This window comes from Roseomonas sp. TS2, assembly GCF_058833935.1.
This window is the reverse complement of sequence record NZ_JCACVY010000060.1, coordinates 1-22,592: the sequence shown is the minus strand read 5'-3', so window position 1 is coordinate 22,592 and position 22,592 is coordinate 1. Positions and strand designations below refer to the sequence as shown.

The following is a 22,592-nucleotide window of genomic DNA, read 5'->3' as shown; positions in this document are numbered from 1 at the left end:
CCTGCAAAAGTCCTTCGGCGGCGTGCAGGCCACGCGGGACGTCTCGCTGGCCTTCCCCGCCGGCTCGCTCACCGCCATCATCGGGCCCAACGGCGCCGGCAAGACCACCTTCTTCAACCTCATCTCCGGCCAGATCCGCCCCGATGCCGGGCGCGTCGTGTTCGACGGGGAGGATGTGGTGGGGCGCTCCAGCCTGGAGATGGTCCGCCGCGGCATGGCGCGCGCCTTCCAGGTGGCCTCGCTCTTCCCCAGCCTGACGGTGCGGGAGGCGCTCACCGCCGCCGTCACCGCGCATCAGCGCCGTTCCTGGTCGCTGCTCGCCCGCTTCCCGCTGGGGCAGAGCCGCGCCCGGGTGGAGGAGCTGCTGGAACTGCTCGGCCTCGGCGCCAAGGCGGAGCTGGTCTCCAGCAGCCTCTCGCATGGCGACCAGAAGCTGCTCGACATCGGCCTGGCCCTCGCCATGGACCCCAAGGTGCTGCTGCTCGACGAGCCCACCGCCGGCATGGGGCCCGACGAGCGCTGGCGGATGATCGAGAAGGTGCACCATCTCTGGCAGGCGAAGAGCCTGACCATGATCTTCATCGAGCACGACATGGACATCGTCTTCAAATACGCCCAGGCGGTGCATGTGCTGAAATACGGCGCGGTGCTCGCCCAGGGCACGCCGGCCGAGATCCGCCGCAACCAGGACGTGATCGACGCCTATCTCGGCACCGACCACCATCTGGCGGAGGGCGCGGCATGAGCGCGCCGCCCAACCCAGGGGTGCCCATCCTGGAAGTAAAAGGCACGGACGTCTTCTACGGCGCCAGCCAGATCCTGTTCGGCATCGACCTCGCCGTGGCGCGGGGGCAGACCATGGCCCTGCTCGGCCGCAACGGCGCGGGCAAGAGCACCACCTTCAAGGCCATCGCCGGCATCGCGCCGCCGCGCCGGGGGCAGGTGCTGCTCTCGGGGGCCGCCGTCTCGGGCAAGGCGCCCTATCTCGTCGCCCGCGCCGGCATCGGCTACGTGCCGGAGGACCGGCAGGTCTTCCCCGAGCACACGGTGGAGGACAACCTCATCGTCGGCGCCAAGGCCGGGCCGCGCGACGATCGGCACTGGACCGCCGAGCGCATCTACGAGGTGTTCCCGCTGCTGGCCGGCATGCGCCACCGCATGGCCGGCCGCCTCTCGGGCGGCGAGCAGCAGATGCTCACCATCGCCCGCACGCTGATGGGCAACCCGGACATCCTGCTGCTCGACGAGCCGAGCGAGGGGCTGGCGCCGATCATCGTGCGCGCCATCGGCGACCTCATCCGCACCCTGCGGGGGATGGGCGTGACCATCCTGATCGCCGAGCAGAACATGCATTTCTGCCTCGGCGTCGCCACCCATGCGACGGTCATCGACAAGGGGCAGGTGGTCTACAGCGCCGGCATCGACGAACTGCGCGGCAACGACGCCATCCTGCAACGCTACCTGGCCGTCTAGAGCGGATCGCGATCAGGCCGCTTCGCCTGATCGCGTGAAGATGCTCGGCAGAACAACGCTCTGGGAGAAAGCCTGCATGACACGGGATGAAGGGCGCGGCCGCGTCGCGCTGGTGACGGGGGCTGCCAGCGGCATCGGCCTGGCCACGGCGGAGGTGCTGGCCGCGCGCGGCTGGCGCCCCGTGCTGGCCGATGTCAATCTGGAGGCCGCGCGCGCGGCCGCCGCCCGCCTCGGCGCCGAGGCCATCGCCCTCGACGTCACCGACGAGGCCGCCACCGAGGCCGCCTTCGACGAGATCGAGGCCCGGCTCGGCCCGGTGGAGGCGCTGATGGCCAATGCCGGGCTGATCCAGCCCGGCGCCACGCCCGAGGCGCTGCCGCTGGCGGAGTTCGACCGGATCATCGCCGTCAACCTGCGCGGGGTCTATATCTCCTGTGTGGCCGCCGGGCGGCGGATGGCGCCGCGCGGGCGGGGCGGCATCGTCGTCACCGGCTCGGTCACCGCCTCGCGCACCGCGCCGCTGCACGCCTATGCGCCGGCCAAGGCGGCGGTGGTGCACATGGCCGCCTGCCTGGCCGCCGAATGGGGCCGCTCCGGCGTGCGGGTGAACGCCGTCTCGCCGGGCTACGTGGCCACGCCGCCGCTGCGCGCCGCCATCGAGCGCGGCCTGCGCGACCCGCGCCTGCTGGCCGAGGCGGCGGCGCTGGGCCGCATGGTGAAGCCGGCCGAGATCGGCACCGCCGTGGCCTTCCTGCTCTCCGACGACGCCTCGGCCATCACCGGCATCGACCTGCCGGTGGATGCCGGGTGGCTGGCGGCGGGGCACCTGACCACCTATGGCGGCCCGCGCGCCGCCCGGTGAGCGGGGCCCTGCCTCAGCGGTAGTGCACCGCCCCGTTCACGTCGAGCACGGCGCCGGAGACATAGCCGGCGCCGGGGCTGACCAGGAAGGCGGCGGCGGCGGCGATCTCCTCCGGCGCCGCCATGCGGCCGAGCGGGAACTGCCCCGGCCGGTAGCCCTGGCCGGCGGTCATCGGCGTCTCCACCGGGCCGGGGGCGATGGCGTTGACCAGCACCCCGTCCGGCGCGCCCCGCCGCGCCAGCCAGCGGGTGAAGGCGTGCAGCCCGCCCTTGCTGAAGGCGTAGTGCGGACCCGAGGCCACGCCGCCCATCCAGCCCGCGACCGAGCCGCAGAGCACGATCCGCCCCCGCTTGCGCGCCGCCATGCCGGGCAGGAAGGCGCGGGTGAGGTTGATCGGGCCGCGGATGTTCACCGCCAGCACGCGCTCCAGGGATTCGTCCCAGCCTTCCGCCATCCAGTCGTCGAAGGGGCAGATGGCGGCCATGTCGATCAGCGCGTCGACCGGGCCGGCTCCCGCCGCCAGCGCCTCCACCGCGGCGCGCTGGCTGATGTCGAGCCGGTGGCAGGCGGCGCCATCGGCGGCGGGGCCGATGCGGGCGGCGATCTCCCCGGGCTCCAGCAGGTCGGCCAGGATCAGCGTCGCGCCCTGGGCGGCGCAGAGCCGCGCCGTGGCGGCGCCGATGCCGCCCGCCGCGCCGGTGATCAGGATGGTCTGCCCGGCGAGCGAGAAGGGGCTGGGTGTGTCGGTCATGCTCTGGATGTCCTCCCGGTCCGGGGCCTGCCGCCCCTGGGCTTCCGTGCGGGGCGCAGCGCGTGGCCCCGGGGCAGAGCCTCGCGCGGGGCGCGGGAAAGACCAAGGGGCAGGCGGCCGGGCGGTGGGGCCGGGAAGGGGGCGTGGCTCGTTTTGATGGAGGAAAGGTGCAAAAAAACTGCCAAAACCGTGCCGCCCCATGTTGCGCGCCGGCCGCCGGTTGGGTATTCCCCGGCCACTGGCAAGCGCCCGTAGCTCAGCTGGATAGAGCACCAGACTACGAATCTGGGGGTCAGAGGTTCGAATCCTTTCGGGCGCGCCAGTTACCAAACAAAGTGCAGGAGCACGGGATTTTCCCGGGCTCCTTTTTTTGTGCCCGCGCTGCTGGTGCCTGCCCTTCCTGGCGTACCCCTGGCCTGCCTCCGCCCGGCCGTGCGCGGCGAGGGGGGCGAACCATGGCCCTCCGCCCCGGTTTCCCCCCGCTGAAGCCGGGGCGGACCCGGCGAAGCAAGGAGAGCCGAACATGCGACCTGTGAAGCCCATTCTGGCCCTGGCCCTGCTGGCGGGGCTCGGCGGCGCGGCCCTGGCGCAGAGCAGCCCCGGCCAGACCCAGGCAACCCCGCCACAGCCCGGCCGGCCCCAGGCCGATGCCAGCCCTCCTGCCTCGCCGCAGCCCGCCGCCACGGACCTGCGGGACTATGCGCGGATCCTGCAGGAGGCGGAGGACCAGCTCCGCCAGGCCATCCAGCGCAGCGGGAGCGAGCCCGCCTCGAACCAGCAGAAGGCCATGACACCGGCGCGGATGGACATGAAGGCCGCGGCCCAGCGCGTGCACGGCGCCGTGCGCCGGGTGCCGCGCGAACTGCGCGGGGACGCGCTGTACGAGGATGCGGAGCGCGCCGTGCGCGAGGGCATCACCCCGCTTTCCATGCCGCTGAGCCTGGAGGACACCGATGGCGCGGCGCAGCGTGTGCTGGGCACGGTGGAGAAGCTGCGGGCGGAAGTGGCGCGCCGCGCCGGCGCCTGATCGTGGGGCAGGGGGCGGGCGTCAGATAATTTTTACCGCTCCCACCCGTTCTGAGCCGGCCGGTGGATAACCTTGGCATTGCCAGATTTTTCGGGGATTCGCCGCCGGGGCACCCTGTGGGCGAAAGGTCACGCAAGCAAATTGTGGGGGTAGGCGCCGCATCCGACCCACCAGATATGGGTTGATGGCGCGGTCAGGGCGGTGCAAATGTGCCCGCCTCAGTACCCCAGCCATCAGGGATTCCCGTCGTGTTCGATGCCATTCAGCTTGCCGATGATATTCAGCTCGCGGGGCATGGTCAGGTGCGCGTGGACCGTTCCCGCGATGCGTTGCTGACCGATTTCGGCAAGGCCACCCTCGACGACCGCTACCTGATGCCGGGCGAATCCTACCAGGACCTGTTCGCCCGCGTGGCCAGCGCCTATGGCGACGACGCGGCGCACGCCCAGCGCATCTACGACTATATCTCGAGGCTGTGGTTCATGCCCGCCACGCCGGTGCTCTCCAACGGCGGCACCACGCGCGGCCTGCCCATCTCCTGCTTCCTCAACGAGGCGAATGACAGCCTGAACGGCATCGTCGACCTCTGGAACGAGAATGTCTGGCTGGCCTCCAAGGGCGGCGGCATCGGCTCCTACTGGGGCAATCTGCGCTCGATCGGCGAGAAGGTCGGGCAGAACGGCAAGACCAGCGGCATCATCCCCTTCATCCGGGTGATGGACAGCCTGACGCTGGCGATCAGCCAGGGCTCGCTGCGGCGCGGCTCGGCGGCGGTCTACCTCCCCGTCTCCCACCCGGAGATCGAGGAGTTCATCGACCTCCGCCGCCCCACCGGCGGCGACCCGAACCGCAAGGCCCTGAACCTGCACCACGGCGTGCTGATCCCCGACGCCTTCATGCGCGCGGTGGAGGCCGACGAGGAGTGGGCGCTGACCTCGCCCAAGGACGGCGCCGTGGTGCGCAAGATCTCGGCCCGCGGCCTGTGGATCCGCATCCTGATGGCGCGCATCGAGCAGGGCGAGCCCTACATCATCTACTCCGACGCCGTGAACAACGCGCGGCCGGAGCACCAGAAGCTGGCCGGGCTGGAGGTCAAGACCTCCAACCTCTGCTCCGAGATCACCCTGCCGACCGGGCGCGACCAGCACGGGCGCGAGCGTACCGCCGTGTGCTGCCTCTCCTCGCTGAACCTCGAGACCTGGATGGAGTGGAAGGACGACCCGCGCTTCATCCCCGACGTGATGCGCTTCCTCGACAACGTGCTGCAGAACTTCATCGACACCGCGCCCGATTCCATGGCGCGGGCGAAGTACAGCGCGATGCGCGAGCGCAGCGTGGGCCTCGGCGTGATGGGCTTCCATTCGTTCCTGCAGCAGCAGAACGTGCCCTTCGAGAGCGTCATCGCGAAGGTGTGGAACAAGCGGATGTTCAAGCACATCCGCACCCAGGCCGATGCCGCCAGCCGCCAGCTGGCCGAGGAGCGCGGGCCCTGCCCGGATGCCGCCGAATACGGCTTCATGGAGCGCTTCTCGAACAAGATGGCGATCGCGCCAACGGCCTCCATCTCGATCATCTGTGGCGGCGCCTCGCCCGGCATCGAGCCGATCGCGGCCAATGTGTACAACCACAAGACGCTTTCCGGCTCCTTCATCGTGCGCAACCCGTACCTGAAGAAGCTGCTGGCCAAGCATGGCCGCGACGACGACGAGACCTGGACCAACATCACCGTCACCAAGGGCAGCGTCCAGCACCTCGACTTCCTGGACGAGCAGGAGAAGGCGATCTTCAAGACCGCCTTCGAGCTGGACCAGCGCTGGGTGGTGGAGCACGCCGCCGACCGCACGCCCTATATCTGCCAGAGCCAGTCGGTGAACGTGTTCCTGCCGGCCGACGTGCACAAGCGCGACCTGCACCAGATCCACTACCAGGCCTGGAAGAAGGGCGTGAAGTCGCTCTACTACTGCCGCAGCCTCTCCATCCAGCGCGCCGACACCATCAGCGAGAAGGTGGCGGTGCAGCCGGCGCTGGGCTTCGCGGCGGCCAACAGCCTGGAGGCCGTGCTGCCCGTGCCGCCGCCGCGCACCACCCGCGCGGTGGCCGGCGAGAACGGCACCGATTATGAGGAGTGCCTGGCCTGCCAGTAGGCGGCGCCAGCTCTTCCCTGAATCAGCAAGGCCGGAGCGGCGATCCCGCTCCGGCCTTTTCTGTGTCTGCGCAGCCAGCTCGAGTGGGAGCTGCCTGAGGGGCGCCGGGGCGGGATCGCCGCCCCGGCGCGTGATCCGGAGTACCCTCCGGCCGGGGGTCAGCCGCCGAAGATCAGCGCGCCATTGTCCCAGTTCACGTCGATGTTCGACCCGACCAGGATGATGTGCATGTCCGCAACGTCGTCGAACCGGCCGGCATTGTCGCTGACATCCAGCAGAACGCGGGTGGCCTCGACCACGCCATTGCCGGAGTAGTTCAGCACCTGCACGTTCTTCTCGTAGCGGATGGCCAGGCCCAGGCTGTCCGAGCTCACAGTGCTGGCGCTGGCCAGGCCGTTGCTGAGGAACTGCACGCTGTCCGCGCCCTGGAAGTAGATGCGGTCGCCCAGGCTGAAGTTGCTGATGTAGTCGCGCGTCCACTGGGTGGTGCCGGACTCGGCGATCAGCTGCGCCCGGTCATAGCCCTGGTAGATGTAGTTGTCGAAGTCGGCGCTGCCGAACATGTTGTCGCCATCGCGGCCGCCGATAATGGTGTTGGAGCTGTTGTAGATGGCGGTGTTCCACACCGTGTCGGCCCCGCTGTCACCGGCATGGAGTGTGTCCTTGCCGGCTCCGGCGCTGATGTAGTCGGCACCGGCGCCGCCGGCGATGTAGTCGCTGCCCGCGGTGCCCCTGATGTACTGGTCCCCCGCGCTGCCGGTGACGGAGATCGAATCCGAGCCGTTGTTGCGGGAGTCGAGCAGCCAGAAGATATCCGCGTGGGCGTTGTCGAAGCCGTTCTGCGCGGCGTGCACATTGGCGGCGTTGTCGACGACGCGCAGGTAGTCCGTGCCGCGGATGCCGGCGGTCGCCACCTCCTCGTTCGTGTAGTTCACCACCGAGTCGATCACGCCGTAGTAGGTGCGCTGCTCGGTGGCCTGGTCGGAGCCCAGCACCGGCTGGACCGCGTTCCAGAAGGTCTGCGCCTGATCCACCGTGAAGCTGCCGTTGACCGTGACATAGGAGGCCTTGTTGTCGTCCGTCAGTTCGGTGGCAGCGTTGCCGGCGACGAAGGCGAGATCATTGGCGTTGATCCGGTCGAGCACGCCGGCTGCCGAATCCAGGACGCTGAAGGTGTAGCGCAGCGCGGTTTCGCCGCCCGTCTCCTGGTGGGTGGTGACGAAGGCGCTCACCTCCGAGGCCGTGCCCCGGATGTTGTAGATGTTCGTCGCGCCCGTGTTGCCCCAGGCGGCGGCGGTGGCCGCGTCCGCCGTGCTCAGCACGTTGCCGTAGTAGTAGCCGTTGACCGTGATGTCGTGCGCCGTGTTCCGCACCGCCGAGGCCAGCCCCGACAGGTTCTGGAAATGGTCGTAGACGTCGTAGTGCACGGCGCCGGCGCCATTGCGGTCATGGATGACCGTGGCCTGGGCGGCGGTGGCCGCGGTGCTGGCGTTCAGGTCGCCGGCGTGGCGGATCGCCGCATCGGCCTCGCTGTCGCTGCGCGCGAGGGCGGCGGCGGAGTCGGTGATCGCGTAGCTCGCCGTCGCATCCCGGTCGTAGATGACCACGGCCTGCGCCACCGTGGCCGGCGCCGAGGCCGTCACCGTATCGGCATGGATGACGATGGCCGCCGCATTGCCCTGGGCCAAGTTGGCCGGCAGGTCGTTCAGCGTGTAGGCCAGGTCGGCCAGCTCGATGCGGTCGCCGCCGCCATCCACCAGGTTGGAGATCGCCAGCAGCCGCTGCACGTCGGAGACCGCCACCTGGCCCAGATTGTAGCTGGTGAGCGTGATGGTGGTGGCGCCCGGCAGATAGGCGGCCGCATCATCGGCCAGCAGCGCCTGCCAGCTATCGGTGATCAGCGCGTGCTCCAGCGCGCCATTGCCATTGGCGTCGTCGATAGCCACCAACTGGGCGATGGTCGCGGCATCGGTGACGGTGACGTCGATGCCGTCCGTCACATAGCCCGCCGCGTTCGCCGCCAGGGCGGCCGCCGCGTCGGTGATGGCCGTGTAGCTCAGCGCGCCATTGCCGTTGTCGGCGTCGATGCCGGCGAGCTGGGCGAGGGTGGCGGCATCGGTCACGGTGACGCCGGTGCCGGCGCGGACATAGCCGTCGCTATTCGCCGCCAGGCTGGCCGCGGTGTCGGTGACGCTGCCGTAGCTCAGCGCGCCATTGCCGTTGGCGGCGTCGATGCCGGCGAGCTGGGCGAGGGTGGCGGCATCGGCCACGGTGACGTCGGTGCCGGCGCGGACATAGCCGTCGCTGTTCGCCGCCAGGTTGGCCGCGGTGTCGGTGACGCTGCCGTAGCCCAGCGCGCCATTGCCGTTGGCGGCGTCGATGCCGGCGAGCTGGGCGAGGGTGGCGGCATCGGTCACGGTGACGTCGGTGCCGGTGCGGACATAGCCGCCGCTGTTCGCCGCCAGGTTGGCCGCGGTGTCGGTGACGCTGCCGTAGCTTAGCGCGCCATTGCCGTTGGCGGCGTCGATGCCGGCGAGCTGGGCGAGGGTGGCGGCATCCGTCACGGTGACGTCGGTGCCGTCCTTCACATAGCCCGCCGCATTCGTCGCCAGGGCCGCCGCCGTGTCGGTGATGGCCGTGTAGACCAGCGCGCCGTCGCCGTTGGCGGCGTCAATGCCGACGAGCTGGGCGAGGGTGGCGGCGCCCGTCACGGTGACGTCGGTGCCGTCCTTCACATAGCCCGCCGCATTCGCCGCCAGGGCCGCCGCCGTGTCGGTGATGGCCGTGTAGACCAGCGCGCCGTCGCCGTTGGCGGCGTCGATGCCGGCGAGCTGGGCGAGGGTGGCGGCGCCCGTCACGGTGACGTCGGTGCCGTCCTTCACATAGCCCGCCGCATTCGCCGCCAGGGCCGCCGCCGTGTCGGTGATGGCCGTGTAGCTCAGCGCGCCATTGCCGTTGGCGGCGTCGATGCCGGCGAGCTGGGCGAGGGTGGCGGCGCCCGTCACGGTGACGTTGGTGCCGGCGCGCACATAGCCGTCGCTGTTCGTCACCAGGGCCGAGGCCGCGTCGGTGACGGCCGTGTAGCTCAGCGCGCCGCCGCCATTGGCCGCATCGATCGTGGCAAGCTGGGCGAGGGTGGCCGCATCCGTGACGGTGACGGCCACGCCTTCCGTGACGCGCGCGAAGGGCGTGCCGTCATTCATCAGGTTCGCCGCGGTGTCGGCCACGGCGGTGACGCTGACGCCGGCATTGCCGTTCGCCGCGTCGATGGCGTCCAGCTCGGCCAGGCTGGCCGCGTCGGTCACCAGCACGGCCTTGCCGAGCTTCACGAAGGTGCCGTCGCCGTCCTGGCTCGCCATGTCGGCCAGCAGCGCGGCGCGGTCGCCCGAGAGGCTGTCATAGGCCAGCTCGCCCTCGAAGGCCCCGCGCAGCGCGGCCAGCTGCGCCAGGCTCGCCATGTCGGTGACGGTCACGCCGGCGGCGCCGGCCAGGAAGGGCCGCGGCGCCGCGCCGTCGAAGAAGGCGGCGGTGGCATCCTGCACCACATAGCGGCCTTCCAGTTCCGCCGCGCCGGCCTGGCCGGCGGAGAGGGTGAGGGTCGCGCCCTCGGCGACGCGGAAGGTGTCGACCGTGCCGAGCGCAGCATTGCCCGTGATGTCCAGGTCGCCGGCGACCAGGGCCGTCACGTCGAGGCTGGCGGCCAGGCCGGAGAGGTCGGTCCCGGCCTCCAGGCCGGAGAGGATGACCGTGCCGGTGCCGGTGACGGCCAGGCCGTCCAGCGCCCCTGCGGGGGCCGCGAGGCTGGCATCGCCCAGCGCGATCTCGGCCACCGGCCCGGCGGCGCTGACGCTCTCGCCCTCGCGCGTGAAGACCAGGGTGCCGTCCACGCGCTGCAGCGTGATCTCGCCCTCGGCATTGCCGCCGAAGCGGAGCACCTCCTCCTCCACCGTGACGGTGAGGTAGGGCAGGAAGACGTCCCGCGAGAGGGTCATGCCCTCGGGGATCTCGACGCCGGCGGGGACGCGCAGCACGGCGCCGTCGACCGGGGTGAAGTCGGTCGGGATCGGCGTGTCCGCGGCGGGCTGCCAGCCGGCGGGTGCCTGGAAATCCGGGAAGAAGGGCGCCACGGCGGCCATGCGGGCCAGTGCGGCGTGGGCGTCCTGCGCGGCCACGGCGTCCGTGAAGGCGCTGTCGGCGGCGAAGTCGGTGAGCCTCACGCCATTGCCGAGATCGCGGCCCTCGGCGAAGCCGTAGGTCAGCAGGTGGGTCAGCGCATCGAAGGTGCCGGCCTCGACCGCGGCGCGCACATCGTCATTGGCGGCGAGATAGGCGGTGAGGTCCAGCGCGGCGTTGGGCGAGCGGCCCTCGGACTGGCCGAAGCGGAAGAAATGCTCGGCCGCCGTCATGGTGCCGGCCTCGACCGCGGCGCGGACATCGGGGTTCTGCGCCAGGTAGAAGGTGGCATCGAACAGCGGCGTGGTGCTGCGGCCCTCACGCAGGCCGAAATCGAGGAAGTGTTCGAAGGGGTCGGTGCCGGCGGCGGCCACGTCCGGGTTGGCGGCGAGATAGTAGTCCCGGTCGAACAGGGCGTTGGGGCTGCGGCCTTCCGCCTTCCCGAACAGGGAGAAGTGCATGGCGGCGCTCATGCCGGAGGCGGCCACGTCGGGATTGAACGTGAAGTAGTAGGCCTCGTCGACGTTGAGGACATAGGGAGAAGGCGAACTGGCCATTTTTTCTCTCTCTTTATGAACTGTCAGATCCGCTTTTGCGGGAGGCCGAAGCTGGAAGAAGGCGGGCCGCGCCTCAGCCGGAACCACGCCGCGGGAAGCGGCCGGTTGGCTCAGGTCTGGACTGGCCGGCGTGATGGAGAAGAGGAAGGCGGAAGTGTGGCCTGGCCCTTTCCGCAATCGTTCCGGGCAGGTCAGGACCTTATACAACTGTCAATAAATGCCGCAGAAGTGACTGCAGCCCGCTGAAAAGTGATTCCGCGGTGACGCGGCAAAAATGTCGCAATACTTGGTGTGCCCTGATCTCTCTTCCGTTGCTAAGCCACGGAAAAGAAATGGCTGCTCCAGCCAAGCTCCAGTCTGGACCTGGCACGCGGCCAGCCGGTACTTGCGCATATCAATGTCTATTGTTCGTGGCTGTTTTCTACCCGGAGTTGCACTCTCCTCCTCCGGTCTTGGGGGCCCGGCCTGCCACGCGCCGGGGTGCACGGCTCCTCCCGCCGGGCCGCGCCGTGCTGGCCCGCAGGCTGCGGTGGAGTCTCCGGCCAGCGGCGTCGCGGGAGCCCTTGCCGCAGGCGAGGCGCAGCGCGCCGCAGCCTGGCGCAAGGGAGCGGGGAGGATGGTTTCAGGCCGAAATGTCCACAGTTCGTGCCTGTGTGTCAGAAGGGACACTAGATGTGGTGTGCCGGCTGCCGAATCGCCCGGCTGTCGCCTTGCGCTGCGCTGCCTCGCCCCATATGCTGCGGACCGAGAAACCCGCCGGAGTGTGTGAATGGAAGGGCATGCCAGGACATCGCAGCAGGGAAAGTTCCTGCCGTCCGCAGCAGCCCTTTCCTGAGCTTCACGGCGGCGGATGCAGGGCGCCGCGCCTCCCGCCCCTGCGGCCGCAAGCCGCCCGCGCTTGACCCGGAACCTTTCTGCCAGACACCAGACGACGCGCGGCGCAGGAACGCCGTGCGGCGCGCCATGACCGAGCCACCGGAGAGACCCCATGTCCGAACACGCCGCGCCCGAGAAGATGGACCTGCTGACCGCCAACCCGGTCTACAAGCCCTTCCGCTACCCTTGGGCCTTCGATGCCTGGCAGACCCAGCAGCGCGTCCACTGGCTGCCGGAAGAGGTGCCGATGGCGGACGACGTGAAGGACTGGCAGAAGAACCTGACGGAGACCGAGCGCAATCTCGTCACCCAGATCTTCCGCTTCTTCACCCAGGCGGATGTCGAGGTGAACTCGGCCTACATGAAGCACTACAGCCAGGTGTTTAAGCCCACCGAGGTGCTGATGATGCTCTCGGCCTTCTCCAACATCGAGACGGTGCACATCGCCGCCTACTCGCACCTGCTCGACACCATCGGCATGCCGGAGATCGAGTACCAGGCCTTCCTCAAGTACAAGGAGATGAAGGACAAGTACGACTACATGCAGACCTTCTCGGTCGACAACAAGACCGAGATCGCCAAGACGCTGGCCGCCTTCGGCGCCTTCACGGAAGGCCTGCAGCTCTTCGCCTCCTTCGCCATCCTGCTGAACTTCCCGCGCTTCAACAAGATGAAGGGCATGGGGCAGATCGTGACGTGGTCGGTGCGCGACGAGACGCTGCACTGCCTCTCCGTCATCCGCCTGTTCCGCACCTTCATCCAGGAGAACCCGGAGATCTGGACGGAGCAGTTCCGCCAGGAGCTGACCACCATCTGCACCACCATCGTCGAGCACGAGGACGCCTTCATCGACCTCGCCTTCGAGCTGGGCGGCGTGCAGGGCATGACGCCCGAGGACATCAAGCTCTACATCCGCTTCATCGCCGACCGCCGCCTGCAGCAGCTCGGCCTCGACGCGCATTACGGCATCGAGAAGAACCCGCTGCCCTGGCTGGACGAGATCCTGAACGCCGTGGAGCACATGAACTTCTTCGAGGGCCGCGCCACGGAATACTCCAAGGCCAGCACCCAGGGTTCCTGGGAGGAGGCCTTCGCCGACGGCGTGTTCGCCGACAAGCAGCCGGAAGGGCAGATCCTGCCCCAGTAACGCCCCGGTAAGGCCCGGGTGAAGCGCCGGGCGGGGGAGGGGAGCCTCCGCCGCCCGGCTTTTCGCCCTCATCAAGCGGGGGGCGATCGGCTAATGAGGGGGCCATGCAACGCCTCCTCCGCATCCTCGTCCTTGTCCTGATCCTCGGCCTCGGCGCGCTCTGGGGCGTGGCGTGGTTCGGCCGGCAGCCGGGGGAGCCGCTGGGCGACGCCTTCATGCGGCAGGTTGCCGCCCTCACCGGGCAGGAGGCGCCGCTGCCCTCCGCCGGGGGTGTGCAGCTGCCGCAGGGAATGAGCCTGGGCGGCCCCTTCAGCCTGGTGAACCAGGATGGCCGCACCGTGACCCAGGCCGATTTCGGGGGCGGGCTGCTGGTGGCCTATTTCGGCTTCACCTTCTGCCCCGATGTCTGCCCCACCGAGCTCGGCGCCATCAGCGCCGCCATGGACCTGCTGCCGCCCGCCCAGGCGGAGCGGGTGACGCCGGTGCTGTTCACCATCGACCCCGAGCGGGACACGCCGGCGGCGCTGAAGCCCTATGTGGCCAATTTCCACCCCCGCATGGTGGGTCTGACCGGAACGCCCGAGCAGGTGGCGGAAACCGCCCGCCGCTTCCGCGTCTATTATGCCAAGGTCAACCGTCCGGAGATGAGCGAGTACCTGATGGACCACTCCTCCTTCATCTACCTGATCGGGCCGGACGGCCGCGTGCGCAGCCTGCTGCGCCCGCAGACCCCGCCGGAAAATATTGCCGCCGCCATCCGCGGGCAGTTGGCGGGAATGTAACACTCCAAAAAAACCTGTGCCTCCGCTTTCTCACGCAGCTGTGTCATCGGTAGGCAGGCCGCTGCAAGACCTGCTAAGAGGCAGTTCCCGCCCCTCCACAAATACGTTTTATTTGCGGATTAATAATTGAATGGCGGGGCTGTAGATCGAGGAGCAGCGTCATCATGGCGGATGAGTTGTCAGAGGGCCGGGCGGATCGCGAGTCGGCGCGCAGCGGCCAGGCTGCCCCGCGCCATACGCGCCGCCTGTCCGACAAAATCCTCATCGCCTTCCACCAGGCTTGCGATCAGGGCGATTTCGAGGTGGCGGAAGAGTTGCTCCGCATCCTGGAGACGATGCTGACCCGCCGCCCCACGGCGCCTGACCACAACCGGCGCAAGAACATGGAAAGCCTGGTCGCGGCGCATGAGAGGCTCTGGCTGCTGCGTCACCCCGAGCCGGGCGACTGAAAGCCGCTCCGGCGCCGCGGGACTTCTAAACCCCGATTTCATTTCGGGCTTTCCGGGCGGGGTTCCGTTGACATGCGATCGCAGGGCGTGATTTCCTCCATCCTTCAGGAGGGCGCCGCCGCATGAGCATCCAGTTGGGTCAGACTGCTCCGGATTCCACGGCCGAGACCACGGCCGGCACCCCCCGTATCGCCGGCGGCTTCTGGGGCGCCGTCGGCAACACCCCGCTGATCCGGCTGCGCCGCGCCTCCGAGGAGACGGGGTGCGAGATCCTGGGCAAGGCCGAGTTCATGAATCCCGGCGGCTCGGTGAAGGACCGTGCGGCGCTCGGCATCCTGCAGGGCGCGGTGGAGCGCGGGCTGCTCACCCCGGGCCAGCCCGGCACGGTGGTGGAGGGCACGGCCGGCAACACCGGCATCGGCCTCGCCCTCGCCGCGCAGGCGCGGGGCTGGCGGAGCGTCATCGTGGTGCCCGAGACGCAGAGCCGCGAGAAGCTGGACTTCCTCCGCATGATCGGCGCCGATCTGCGGCTGGTGCCGGCGAAGCCCTTCAGCGACCCCGGCAACTACGTGCATGTCTCCCGCCGCCTGGCGGAGGAGCTGGGTGCCGTCTGGGCCAACCAGTTCGACAACACGGACAACGCGCTGGCGCATGAGCGCACCACCGGCCCCGAGATCTGGGAGCAGACGGGCGGCCGGGTGGATGCCTTCACCTGCGCCTGCGGCACCGGCGGCACGCTCGCCGGCACGGCGCGGGCACTGAAGGCGCGCAATCCCGGCATCCGCATCGTGCTGGCCGACCCGGAGGGCAGCGCGCTCGCCCCCTGGGTGAACAGCGGCACGGTGAAGGCCACCCCGGGCGGTTCCATCACCGAGGGAATCGGCCAGGCCGCGCGCGTGCCGGGCAACCTGGAGGGCGCCCCGATCGACGGCGCCGAGACCATCCCCGACGCCGAGGCGCTGGCGCAGGTCTATGCGCTGCTGGCGGAGGAGGGGCTCTGCGTCGGCGGCAGCGCCGGGCTGAACGTGGCCGCCGCCATCCGCGTGGCGCGCGCTCTGGGCCCCGGCCACACCGTGGTGACGGTCCTCTGCGATGGCGGCGCGCGCTACCAGTCCAAGCTCTTCAACCCGGCCTTCCTGCGGGAGAAGGGCCTGCCGGTTCCCGCCTGGCTGGGCTGAGCGGCGGCCGGAAGCGGCCCGGCTGCCGGTCTTTTTTGCTCGGGTAGCGCCTTCCGATACAGCCGCTCTTGGCCCCGCGCCGCTTTGGCTGCACCCTCCGCGACATGACCGCCGAGGGAGAGACGCCGGTGAACGGAGCCGAGAGCCTTGTCCACACGCTGCTGAAGAGCGGGGTGGACACCTGTTTCGCCAACCCGGGCACCAGCGAGATGCATTTCGTCGCCGCGCTGGACCGGATTCCCGGCATGCGCTGCGTGCTGGGGCTGCAGGAGAACATCGTCACCGGCATGGCCGATGGCTACTGGCGCATGGCCGAGAAGCCGGCGGCCACCCTGCTGCATTGCGGCCCCGGCCTGGCCAACGGCCTGGCCAACCTGCACAACGCCCGCCGCGCCCGCAGCGGCATCGTCAACATCGTGGGCGACCAGGCGACCTATCATCGCCCGCTGGATGCCCAGCTCACCGCCGACACCGAGGGCTGGGCGCGCCCCGTCTCCGGCTGGGTGCGGACGGCGATGGACGCCAAGCGCGTCGGCGCCGATGCCGCCGTGGCCGTGCAGGCCGCGCGCACCGCGCCGGGGCAGATCGCCACGCTGATCCTGCCCGCCGACACCGCCTGGAACGAGGGCGCCGAGCCGGCCGAGGCGCTGCCCGTGCCGCCCGCGCCCGCGCCGGACCCGCATGCGGTGAAGAACGCCGCCCGCATCCTGCGCGAGAAGAAGAATGTGCTGATCCTGCTCGGCGGCGTCGCGCTGCGGGCGGAGGGGCAGGCGCTGGCCTGGCGCGCCGCCCAGGCCACCGGCCAGCGCGTGCTGGCCGAGATGTCCAACGCCCGGGTGCAGCGCGGCCGTGGCCGGATGCAGCTGGAGCGCGTGCCCTATCCGGCAGACATGGCGATCGACGCGCTGAAGTGGGTCGAGCACCTGATCCTGGTGAACGCGAAGGCGCCGGTCGGCTTCTTCGCCTATCCGGGCAAGCCGAGCCTGCACTACCCGGAGACGGCCGGCGTGCACGTGCTGTCGCGCTACGAGGAGGATGGCCTCGCCGCGCTGCAGGCGCTGGTCGATGAGCTGGGCGCGCCGGAGGCCGCCATCCCCGACCCCGGCCCGCGCCCCGAGCCGGCCAAGGGCGCGCCGACGCCGGAGGGCCTGGCCCGCACACTGGCCGCGCTGATGCCGGAGGGCGGCATCGTCGCCGATGAGAGCGTCTCCTTCGGCCGCGGCTTCTACAAGGAGACCCACGCCGCGCCGCCGCATGACTGGCTGCACATCACCGGCGGCGCCATCGGCTGCGGCATGCCGCTGGCCACGGGCGCTGCGATCGGCGCCGGCGGGCAGCGCCGCGTCATCAACCTGCAGGCCGACGGCTCGGCCATGTACACGCTGCAGGCACTGTGGACCCAGGCGCGGGAGCGGCTGCCCGTCACCACCATCATCCTGTCGAACCGCAAGTACCAGATCCTGATCGGCGAGTACCAGAATGTCGGCGCCAATCCGGGTCCGACGGCGATGAGCATGCTCGACCTCAGCAACCCGGACATCGACTGGCTGCGCCTGGCCGGCGGCATGGGTGTGGAGGCGGCCCGCGCCACGACGCTGGAGCAATGCGCCGACCTGCTGGCGCAGTCCTGCGCCCAGCAGGCGCCGTTCCTGATCGAGCTGATGATCTGACCCATCCTCCCCGCACGGCGGGGCCGGAAAGATAGGGGGGCGGGCCATGCGGATGGCCCGCCCTTTCTTTTTGCGAGCCGCTCGCAAATGATGCTTGACGCCGCCCCGCCCATGGGCTTATTTGCGAATAACTCGCAGTTGCAGCGAGGCTGGCGGAAAGCGGTTACTACCGTCCCACCGCGTCACCGGATCCCGCACTCTCCCCCCGGGTTCCGTCAGCCCCGATGCCGCAGCGGGAATCGGTTTCCGGCCCGCAGGGGGGGCCGGAGACCGGAAGCGGGCCGGGGGGATCGGGCGCACTATGCGAACCGCCTGATCCAGCCGCGCGGTACCTGAAGGGGGACACCGCCGGTGATTGATTTTGCACGCGGGCAGGGCGTGCAACCCCGGTCCGCGCCCCCTTCCTTCGCCGCGCCCTCCGCTGGCCGGATCCGGCAAGGGGAGGGCTGGCAAGGGGAGGGCTGGCGCGGGGCGCCGCAGGCGCTAGGCTGCCACCGTCCAAGACAAGACGGAGGAAGCCCTCTTCATGCCCTACATCATCGAGACCTTCGACAAGCCCGACAGCCAGGCGCTGCGCCAGGCCACGCGCGAGGAGCACATCGACTACCTCGAATCGCAGGTCGACCGGCTGCTGGCCTGCGGCGCCAAGCTGAAGGACGATGGCAGCGACGCCGGCGGCGGCTTCTACATCGTCGATGTCGAGACCCGCGCCGAGGCGGAGGCCTTCATCAACGCCGATCCCTTCACCAAGGCGGGGCTGTTCGAGCGCATGGCCATCACCCGCTGGCGCAAGGGGTATCTGGACCGCAAGAGCTACCTGCGGCCGCGGTGAGCGGCCGGGGCGGCCCGATTGCGGGCTGAATCCCGCCTCTCTAACATCCGGCCCCGCATGAGGAGATCGCGATGAGCGAGCAGGAGCTTTCGGCCCGTATTGCCGCGCTGGAAAGCCGTATAGATCAGGTCGAGCAGCGCCTTGGCGCCAAGCTCGACCACATCGGCAAGCGGCTGGAGGAGATCACCTCGTTCTTCGCCACCCGCACCAGCCGCATGATGAACGCCCAGTCGCTCTACCTGGGCGACCACACGGCGCTGACCTTCCTGGAGACGGGGCAGCGGATCTATGTCGATACCCGCAGCCAGGACATCGGCGTGCACCTCCTCACCGTCGGCCGGTGGGAGAGCAACTACCTGGAGCTGTTCCGCCGGCTGGTGAAGCCGGGGCACACCGTGTTCGACATCGGCGCCAACCATGCCTTCTACGCCCTGCACGCGGCGAAGCTGACCGGCGCCACAGGGCAGGTCGAGGCCTTCGAGCCCAACCCCCGGCTGGCCGAGCTGTCCGCCGCCTCGCTGCGCGCCAACGGCTACAAATGGGCCAGGCTGCACGCCGTCGCGGTGGGCGACGCGAAGGGGCAGGCGGTGCTCACCTTCAACCCCAGCATGTCCGGCGGCGGCAACATCCAGATGAACCCGGCCCGCAGCAAGGCCGAGAGCGTCACGGTGGATGTCGTGGTGCTGGACGAGATGTTTCCCGACCCTTCCTACACCGTCGATGTCATCAAGATGGATGTGGAAGGCTATGAGGGCCGGGCGCTGCGCGGCATGGCGCAGCTGCTGGAGCGCTCGCCCGATGTGCGCATCATGATGGAGTTCGCCCCGGCGCTGATGGCCCGCTCGGGCGTCGGCGCCTCCGAGGTGGCGGCGCAGTTCCAGGGGCTGGGGCTTTCCGCCTGGCTGATCGGCGGCACCGGGAAGCTGGAGGCGGTCAGTTGGGGCAGGCTGGCCAACCAGCCGGGCGGGCTGATGAACATCCTGGTGGCGCGCGAGCCGCCGGCCTGAACCCGCGCAACCCCGCCCCGGCGGGGTGGTTTTCCTCCATGACGGCGCGCCCCGCGCCCATGACGGAGGAAGAGATGACCGCCAACGCGCGCCCCTACCTGCTGGCCCTGGCCGCCGCCGCCGCCCTGGTGGCCGGCCCGGCCCTGGCCCAGGACACCCGCTCCGCCCCTCCTGCTGCCACGCCGGGGCCGGCGCCCGGCGAGTCGGACAGGCAGACCCTGCAGAACAACAGTGCCACCCGCGCGCTGGACCGCGCCGCCGGCACCAACACCTCCGGCGCCTACCCCAGCCAGTCGGACGGCACGCCCGGCAACCCGCCGGGCACGGAGGCCACCCGCGCGCTGGACCGTGCCGCCGGCACCAACACCTCCGGCGCCTATCCCGGCCAGTCGGACGGCAAGCCCGGCAACCCGCCCGGCACCGCGGCGGAGCGCGAGCTGGACACCACGCCCCGGACGGAGGACGCGGCCCCGTCCCGCCCGGACCGCCGCAGCGAGGCCACGCCGCGCTTCCTGCTGGCGCAGAACCCGCTCGGCCCACGCCCGGGGCTGGAGAACGGCGCCACGCTGAGCGGGCCGGAGGCCAAGAGCGGCACCGGCAACAACAGCGGCGCCGCGCCCAGCGGCCCCACCACGCCGACGCCGGGCAACGCCGCCAGCCGGCCCGAGCGTGGCGGCGGCCCGCCGCAGCCCGGCGGCGCGCCGTCGCAGCACACCACCGGCGCACCGTCGCTGGAGACCCGGGAGGTGGGGCCGCCGGGCAGCAACCCCACGCAGCAGCAGCGGCCTTCAAGCGCCAACTGAGCGCGTCCGCCGGGCCGGCTGCCAGGACGGGTGCAAGGGAGGGGAGCCGCTGGCTCCTCTCTCACAGCCCACGCAGCCGGGCGGCGAGATGGGCGGCGTAGTTGTCGGTCATGCCCGCCACGAAGTCGATCGCGCAGCGGATCGTCTCGCTCGGGGAGAAGCCCGGCTTCGGGTGGTAGTCCTGCATCAGCGAGAGCGCCTGCCGGGGGCGCGAGGGAATGTCGTCGAAGCCGTGCCGCGCCACCGCCAGACAGGCTTCCAGGAACACCGCCAGCGTCTTCTCCAGCACGTCCCAGGCGCCGATCTCGAACTCGGCCTTGCGCGGGTGGAAGTAGAGCGTGTCGCGGTTGGTGTCCTGCACGGCGCGGAACAGCCCGCGCAGCTCCGCCTCGCACAGCCCGATCAGCGACTCGCCCGCCGGCATCGCGCCGGCCATGAAGCGCGGGTGGTGTTCGCAATAGGCTTCCGTGACGGCGCCGATCAGCCGGCCGATGGCGCCGGAGCGCAGCAGCGCCACCTTCTGCGCCTCGGTGTCCTCATCCGCCAGCCGGCCGGCCTCGACCCGTGCCAGGGGCGCCACCAGGGCCTCGTAGGTGGCGTAGGGGACGATCTGCAACTCCACCGCGTCCTCGAGGTCGGCGAGGCCGTAGGTGATGTCGTCCGCCGCCTCCATCAGCCAGACGGCCGGGTGGCGGGCATGGGCGCCGCCCAGGCCGCAGGCGGCGGTGACGGCGGCGAAGGCCTCGCGCTCGGTGGCGAAGTGGTTGAACTTCACGCCCGCCCGGCCCTGCCGCGCGGCGCGGGGGTCCAGGGCATCCCAGGGATATTTCAGGAAGGCGCCGAGGCTGGCGGAGGTCAGCTTCAGCCCGCCGCGCTCGCGGTAGCCATCGGCCCGCGTCAGGATGCGGAAGCCCTGGGCGTTGCCGTCGAAGAAGCGTAGGTCTTCGTCCAGCCCCAGCCCGCTGGGGCGGCCCTCGGCCTCCATCCAGCGCGCCATGAAGGTGGCGATCACCTCCTCCCCGGCATGGCCGAAGGGCGGGTTGCCGATGTCGTGCGCCAGGCAGACGGCCTGCACGAGATAGCCCAGGTCGTCCGGCGTGTGGCCGGCCGCGCGCAGCTCGCCCGCCAGCCGGGAGCCCACGGCGAAGCCCAGCGAGCGGCCCACCGAGGCCACCTCCAGCGTGTGCAGCAGGCGGTTGCGCACATGCGCGTTGAAGGGCAGGGGGTGGACCTGGGTCTTCTGCTGCAGCCGCCGGAAGGGGCGGCTGAAGACGATGCGGTCCTGGTCGATCTGGAAGGCGTTGCGGTTGGGTGCCGGCCGGGCCGCGTCCGAGAGGAAGCGGCGCCTCTCGAACAGCGTTTCCCAGCGCATGGGGCGGTTCAGCCCCGCATCCGCGCCACGGTGGCGGTGGTGGAATTGCCCGGCAGCAGCGCCGCCAGCTTCACCACGCCCCCCCATTCCTGCACCAGCTCGCCGCCCACCACCTGGTCCACCGTGTAGTCGGCGCCCTTCACCAGCACGTCCGGGCGCAGCAGCTCGATCAGCTCCACCGGCGTGTCCTCCTCGAAGACCGTCACCAGGTCGACGGTGGCCAGCGAGGCCAGCACGGCGGCGCGCGCCGCCTCGAGCTGGATCGGGCGCGCCGGGCCCTTCAGCCGCTTGACGCTGGAATCGGCGTTGACGCCCACCACCAGCCGGTCGCACCAGGAGCGGGCCTGCTCCAGCAGGTGCACATGCCCGGGGTGCAGCAGGTCGAAGCAGCCATTGGTGAAGCCCACGCGCCAGCCGCGCTGGCGCCAGCGCTCCACCTGCTCGGCCGCGGCGGCGCGGCGCAGCACCTTGCGCAGCGCGCCGCGCTCGGGGGTGAGGGCCTCCAGCAGGTCGGCCTCCCGCGCCACGGCGGTGCCCACCTTGCCCACCACCAGCCCGCCGGCGATGTTGGCGATGCGCGCCGCCAGCGGCAGCGGCAGCCCGGCCGCGTAGCCGGCGGCCAGCACCGCCACCACCGTGTCGCCCGCGCCGGAGACGTCGTGCACCTCCGGCGCCTCGGCCGGCAGGTGGTGCACCACGTCGCCCTCCAGCAGCGTCATGCCATCCTCGGAGCGGGTGACGAGCACGGCGGGGAAGCCATGGTGCCGTTGCAGCGCCCGCGCGGCGGCGACGATCTCCTCCTCCGTGTCCACCGGCATGCCGGTGGCCAGCGCCAGCTCGGCGCGGTTGGGGGTGATCACGTCGGCCCCCGCGTAGCGGGAGAAATCCTCGCCCTTCGGGTCCACCACGATGCGGCGGCCGGCGGCCTTGGCGGCGGCGATCAGCCGCTCCGGCACGTCGCCCGCCAGCACGCCCTTGCGGTAGTCGGAGAGCACCATCACCGAGGTGGCGGCCACCGTGTCGGTGGCGATGCGCACCAGCCGGTCCGCGAGGCGCGGATGCACGGCGCGGGCGATCTCGTGGTCGGCCCGCAGCATCTGCTGCCCGTTGGCGATGAAGCGGGTCTTGGTGGTGGTGGCGCGGCCGCCCTGAACCAGCAGCCAGGGCTCGACGCGCGGCTGGCCGCCGATCAGCCCGGTCAGGTCGCTGCCCGCCTGGTCGTCGCCCACCACGGAGAGGAAGGCCACCGCCGCGCCCAGCGCGGTGAGGTTGCGCACCACGTTGCCGGCGCCGCCGGGCATGGCCACCTCGCGCTCCACCCCCAGCACCGGGACCGGCGCCTCCGGGCTGATGCGCGTGACGCGGCCATAGACGTAGCGGTCCAGCATGGCGTCGCCCACCACCAGGACGGAGGCGCGCTTGAGCTGCCGCACGGCCTCGGCGAGGTCGGCGGCGTCCACGGGGGTTCCGGTCTCCGGCGGAGATTCCA

General features: G+C 70.6%; 17 protein-coding genes and 1 tRNA gene. 14 read left to right on the top strand and 4 right to left on the bottom strand.

Going from position 1 to position 22,592, the window contains the following annotated elements; translation table 11 throughout:
• From ACZJYS_RS11775 to ACZJYS_RS11765, 3 genes are all read left to right on the top strand, one after another.
• On the top strand, positions 1–745 hold a 745-nt coding region (locus ACZJYS_RS11775), incomplete at its 5' end, for an ABC transporter ATP-binding protein (RefSeq protein ID WP_493178227.1).
• Positions 742–1,473 carry an ABC transporter ATP-binding protein gene (locus ACZJYS_RS11770; RefSeq protein ID WP_493178225.1) on the top strand — a complete coding sequence of 244 codons (732 nt, stop codon included), beginning with the start codon at positions 742–744 and terminating at the stop codon, positions 1,471–1,473. The genes ACZJYS_RS11775 and ACZJYS_RS11770, both read left to right, overlap by 4 nt.
• A gap of 76 nt (positions 1,474–1,549) precedes the next feature.
• Positions 1,550–2,335: an SDR family NAD(P)-dependent oxidoreductase gene (locus ACZJYS_RS11765; RefSeq protein WP_493178222.1), complete on the top strand. Its 786-nt coding sequence runs from the start codon at positions 1,550–1,552 to the stop codon at positions 2,333–2,335.
• Positions 2,336–2,348: 13 nt separating this feature from the next.
• Here the strand turns inward: ACZJYS_RS11765 and ACZJYS_RS11760 are convergent, their stop codons facing one another.
• Complete coding sequence (locus ACZJYS_RS11760) at positions 2,349–3,086, bottom strand: SDR family NAD(P)-dependent oxidoreductase (RefSeq protein ID WP_493178220.1); 738 nt, start codon at positions 3,084–3,086, stop codon at positions 2,349–2,351.
• A 245-nt stretch (positions 3,087–3,331) separates the two neighbouring features.
• Between ACZJYS_RS11760 and ACZJYS_RS11755 the strand changes: the two genes are divergently transcribed.
• From ACZJYS_RS11755 to ACZJYS_RS11745, 3 genes are all read left to right on the top strand, one after another.
• Positions 3,332–3,408, top strand: a tRNA-Arg gene (locus tag ACZJYS_RS11755).
• Positions 3,409–3,609: 201 nt separating this feature from the next.
• On the top strand, positions 3,610–4,113 hold the full coding sequence (locus tag ACZJYS_RS11750) for a hypothetical protein (RefSeq protein WP_146201874.1): 504 nt from the start codon (positions 3,610–3,612) through the stop codon (positions 4,111–4,113).
• A 248-nt stretch (positions 4,114–4,361) separates the two neighbouring features.
• A complete protein-coding gene (locus tag ACZJYS_RS11745) occupies positions 4,362–6,257 on the top strand; it encodes a ribonucleoside-diphosphate reductase subunit alpha (protein WP_109516972.1) in 1,896 nt (631 codons plus the stop codon).
• 158 nt (positions 6,258–6,415) lie between these two features.
• On the opposite strand, the gene ACZJYS_RS11740 is transcribed toward ACZJYS_RS11745, so the two are convergent.
• The gene (locus tag ACZJYS_RS11740; RefSeq protein WP_493178217.1) at positions 6,416–10,987 is read right to left on the bottom strand and encodes a beta strand repeat-containing protein; all 4,572 of its coding nucleotides are present in this window, start codon (positions 10,985–10,987) and stop codon (positions 6,416–6,418) included.
• Positions 10,988–11,975: 988 nt separating this feature from the next.
• On the opposite strand from ACZJYS_RS11740, the gene ACZJYS_RS11735 reads away from it, so the two are divergent.
• From ACZJYS_RS11735 to ACZJYS_RS11700, 8 genes are all read left to right on the top strand, one after another.
• Entirely contained in the window at positions 11,976–13,010 is a 1,035-nt protein-coding gene (locus ACZJYS_RS11735) for a ribonucleotide-diphosphate reductase subunit beta (protein ID WP_109516382.1), read from the top strand.
• Positions 13,011–13,114: 104 nt separating this feature from the next.
• Positions 13,115–13,792: an SCO family protein gene (locus ACZJYS_RS11730; RefSeq protein ID WP_493178214.1), complete on the top strand. Its 678-nt coding sequence runs from the start codon at positions 13,115–13,117 to the stop codon at positions 13,790–13,792.
• 164 nt (positions 13,793–13,956) lie between these two features.
• Entirely contained in the window at positions 13,957–14,241 is a 285-nt protein-coding gene (locus ACZJYS_RS11725; protein ID WP_109516380.1) for a hypothetical protein, read from the top strand.
• A 122-nt stretch (positions 14,242–14,363) separates the two neighbouring features.
• Positions 14,364–15,419 (top strand): cysteine synthase A, encoded by a 1,056-nt coding sequence (locus ACZJYS_RS11720; RefSeq protein WP_109516379.1) that lies wholly within the window; start codon positions 14,364–14,366, stop codon positions 15,417–15,419.
• Between the two features lie 128 nt (positions 15,420–15,547).
• Positions 15,548–17,089 carry an acetolactate synthase large subunit gene (locus ACZJYS_RS11715; RefSeq protein ID WP_109516426.1) on the top strand — a complete coding sequence of 514 codons (1,542 nt, stop codon included), beginning with the start codon at positions 15,548–15,550 and terminating at the stop codon, positions 17,087–17,089.
• 526 nt (positions 17,090–17,615) lie between these two features.
• Positions 17,616–17,921 carry a YciI family protein gene (locus ACZJYS_RS11710; RefSeq protein ID WP_109516378.1) on the top strand — a complete coding sequence of 102 codons (306 nt, stop codon included), beginning with the start codon at positions 17,616–17,618 and terminating at the stop codon, positions 17,919–17,921.
• A gap of 71 nt (positions 17,922–17,992) precedes the next feature.
• Complete coding sequence (locus ACZJYS_RS11705; protein WP_493178209.1) at positions 17,993–18,928, top strand: FkbM family methyltransferase; 936 nt, start codon at positions 17,993–17,995, stop codon at positions 18,926–18,928.
• 74 nt (positions 18,929–19,002) lie between these two features.
• Positions 19,003–19,731 (top strand): hypothetical protein, encoded by a 729-nt coding sequence (locus ACZJYS_RS11700; RefSeq protein ID WP_493178205.1) that lies wholly within the window; start codon positions 19,003–19,005, stop codon positions 19,729–19,731.
• A gap of 61 nt (positions 19,732–19,792) precedes the next feature.
• Here ACZJYS_RS11700 and dgt read toward each other — a convergent pair whose 3' ends face one another.
• Both dgt and rfaE1 read right to left on the bottom strand, forming a co-directional pair.
• Positions 19,793–21,103 (bottom strand): dGTP triphosphohydrolase, encoded by a 1,311-nt coding sequence (gene dgt / locus ACZJYS_RS11695; RefSeq protein ID WP_109516376.1) that lies wholly within the window; start codon positions 21,101–21,103, stop codon positions 19,793–19,795.
• A gap of 8 nt (positions 21,104–21,111) precedes the next feature.
• Positions 21,112–22,563, bottom strand: a complete 1,452-nt coding sequence (gene rfaE1 / locus ACZJYS_RS11690; RefSeq protein WP_493178229.1) for a D-glycero-beta-D-manno-heptose-7-phosphate kinase — start codon at positions 22,561–22,563, stop codon at positions 21,112–21,114.
• Positions 22,564–22,592: the final 29 nt, after the last annotated feature.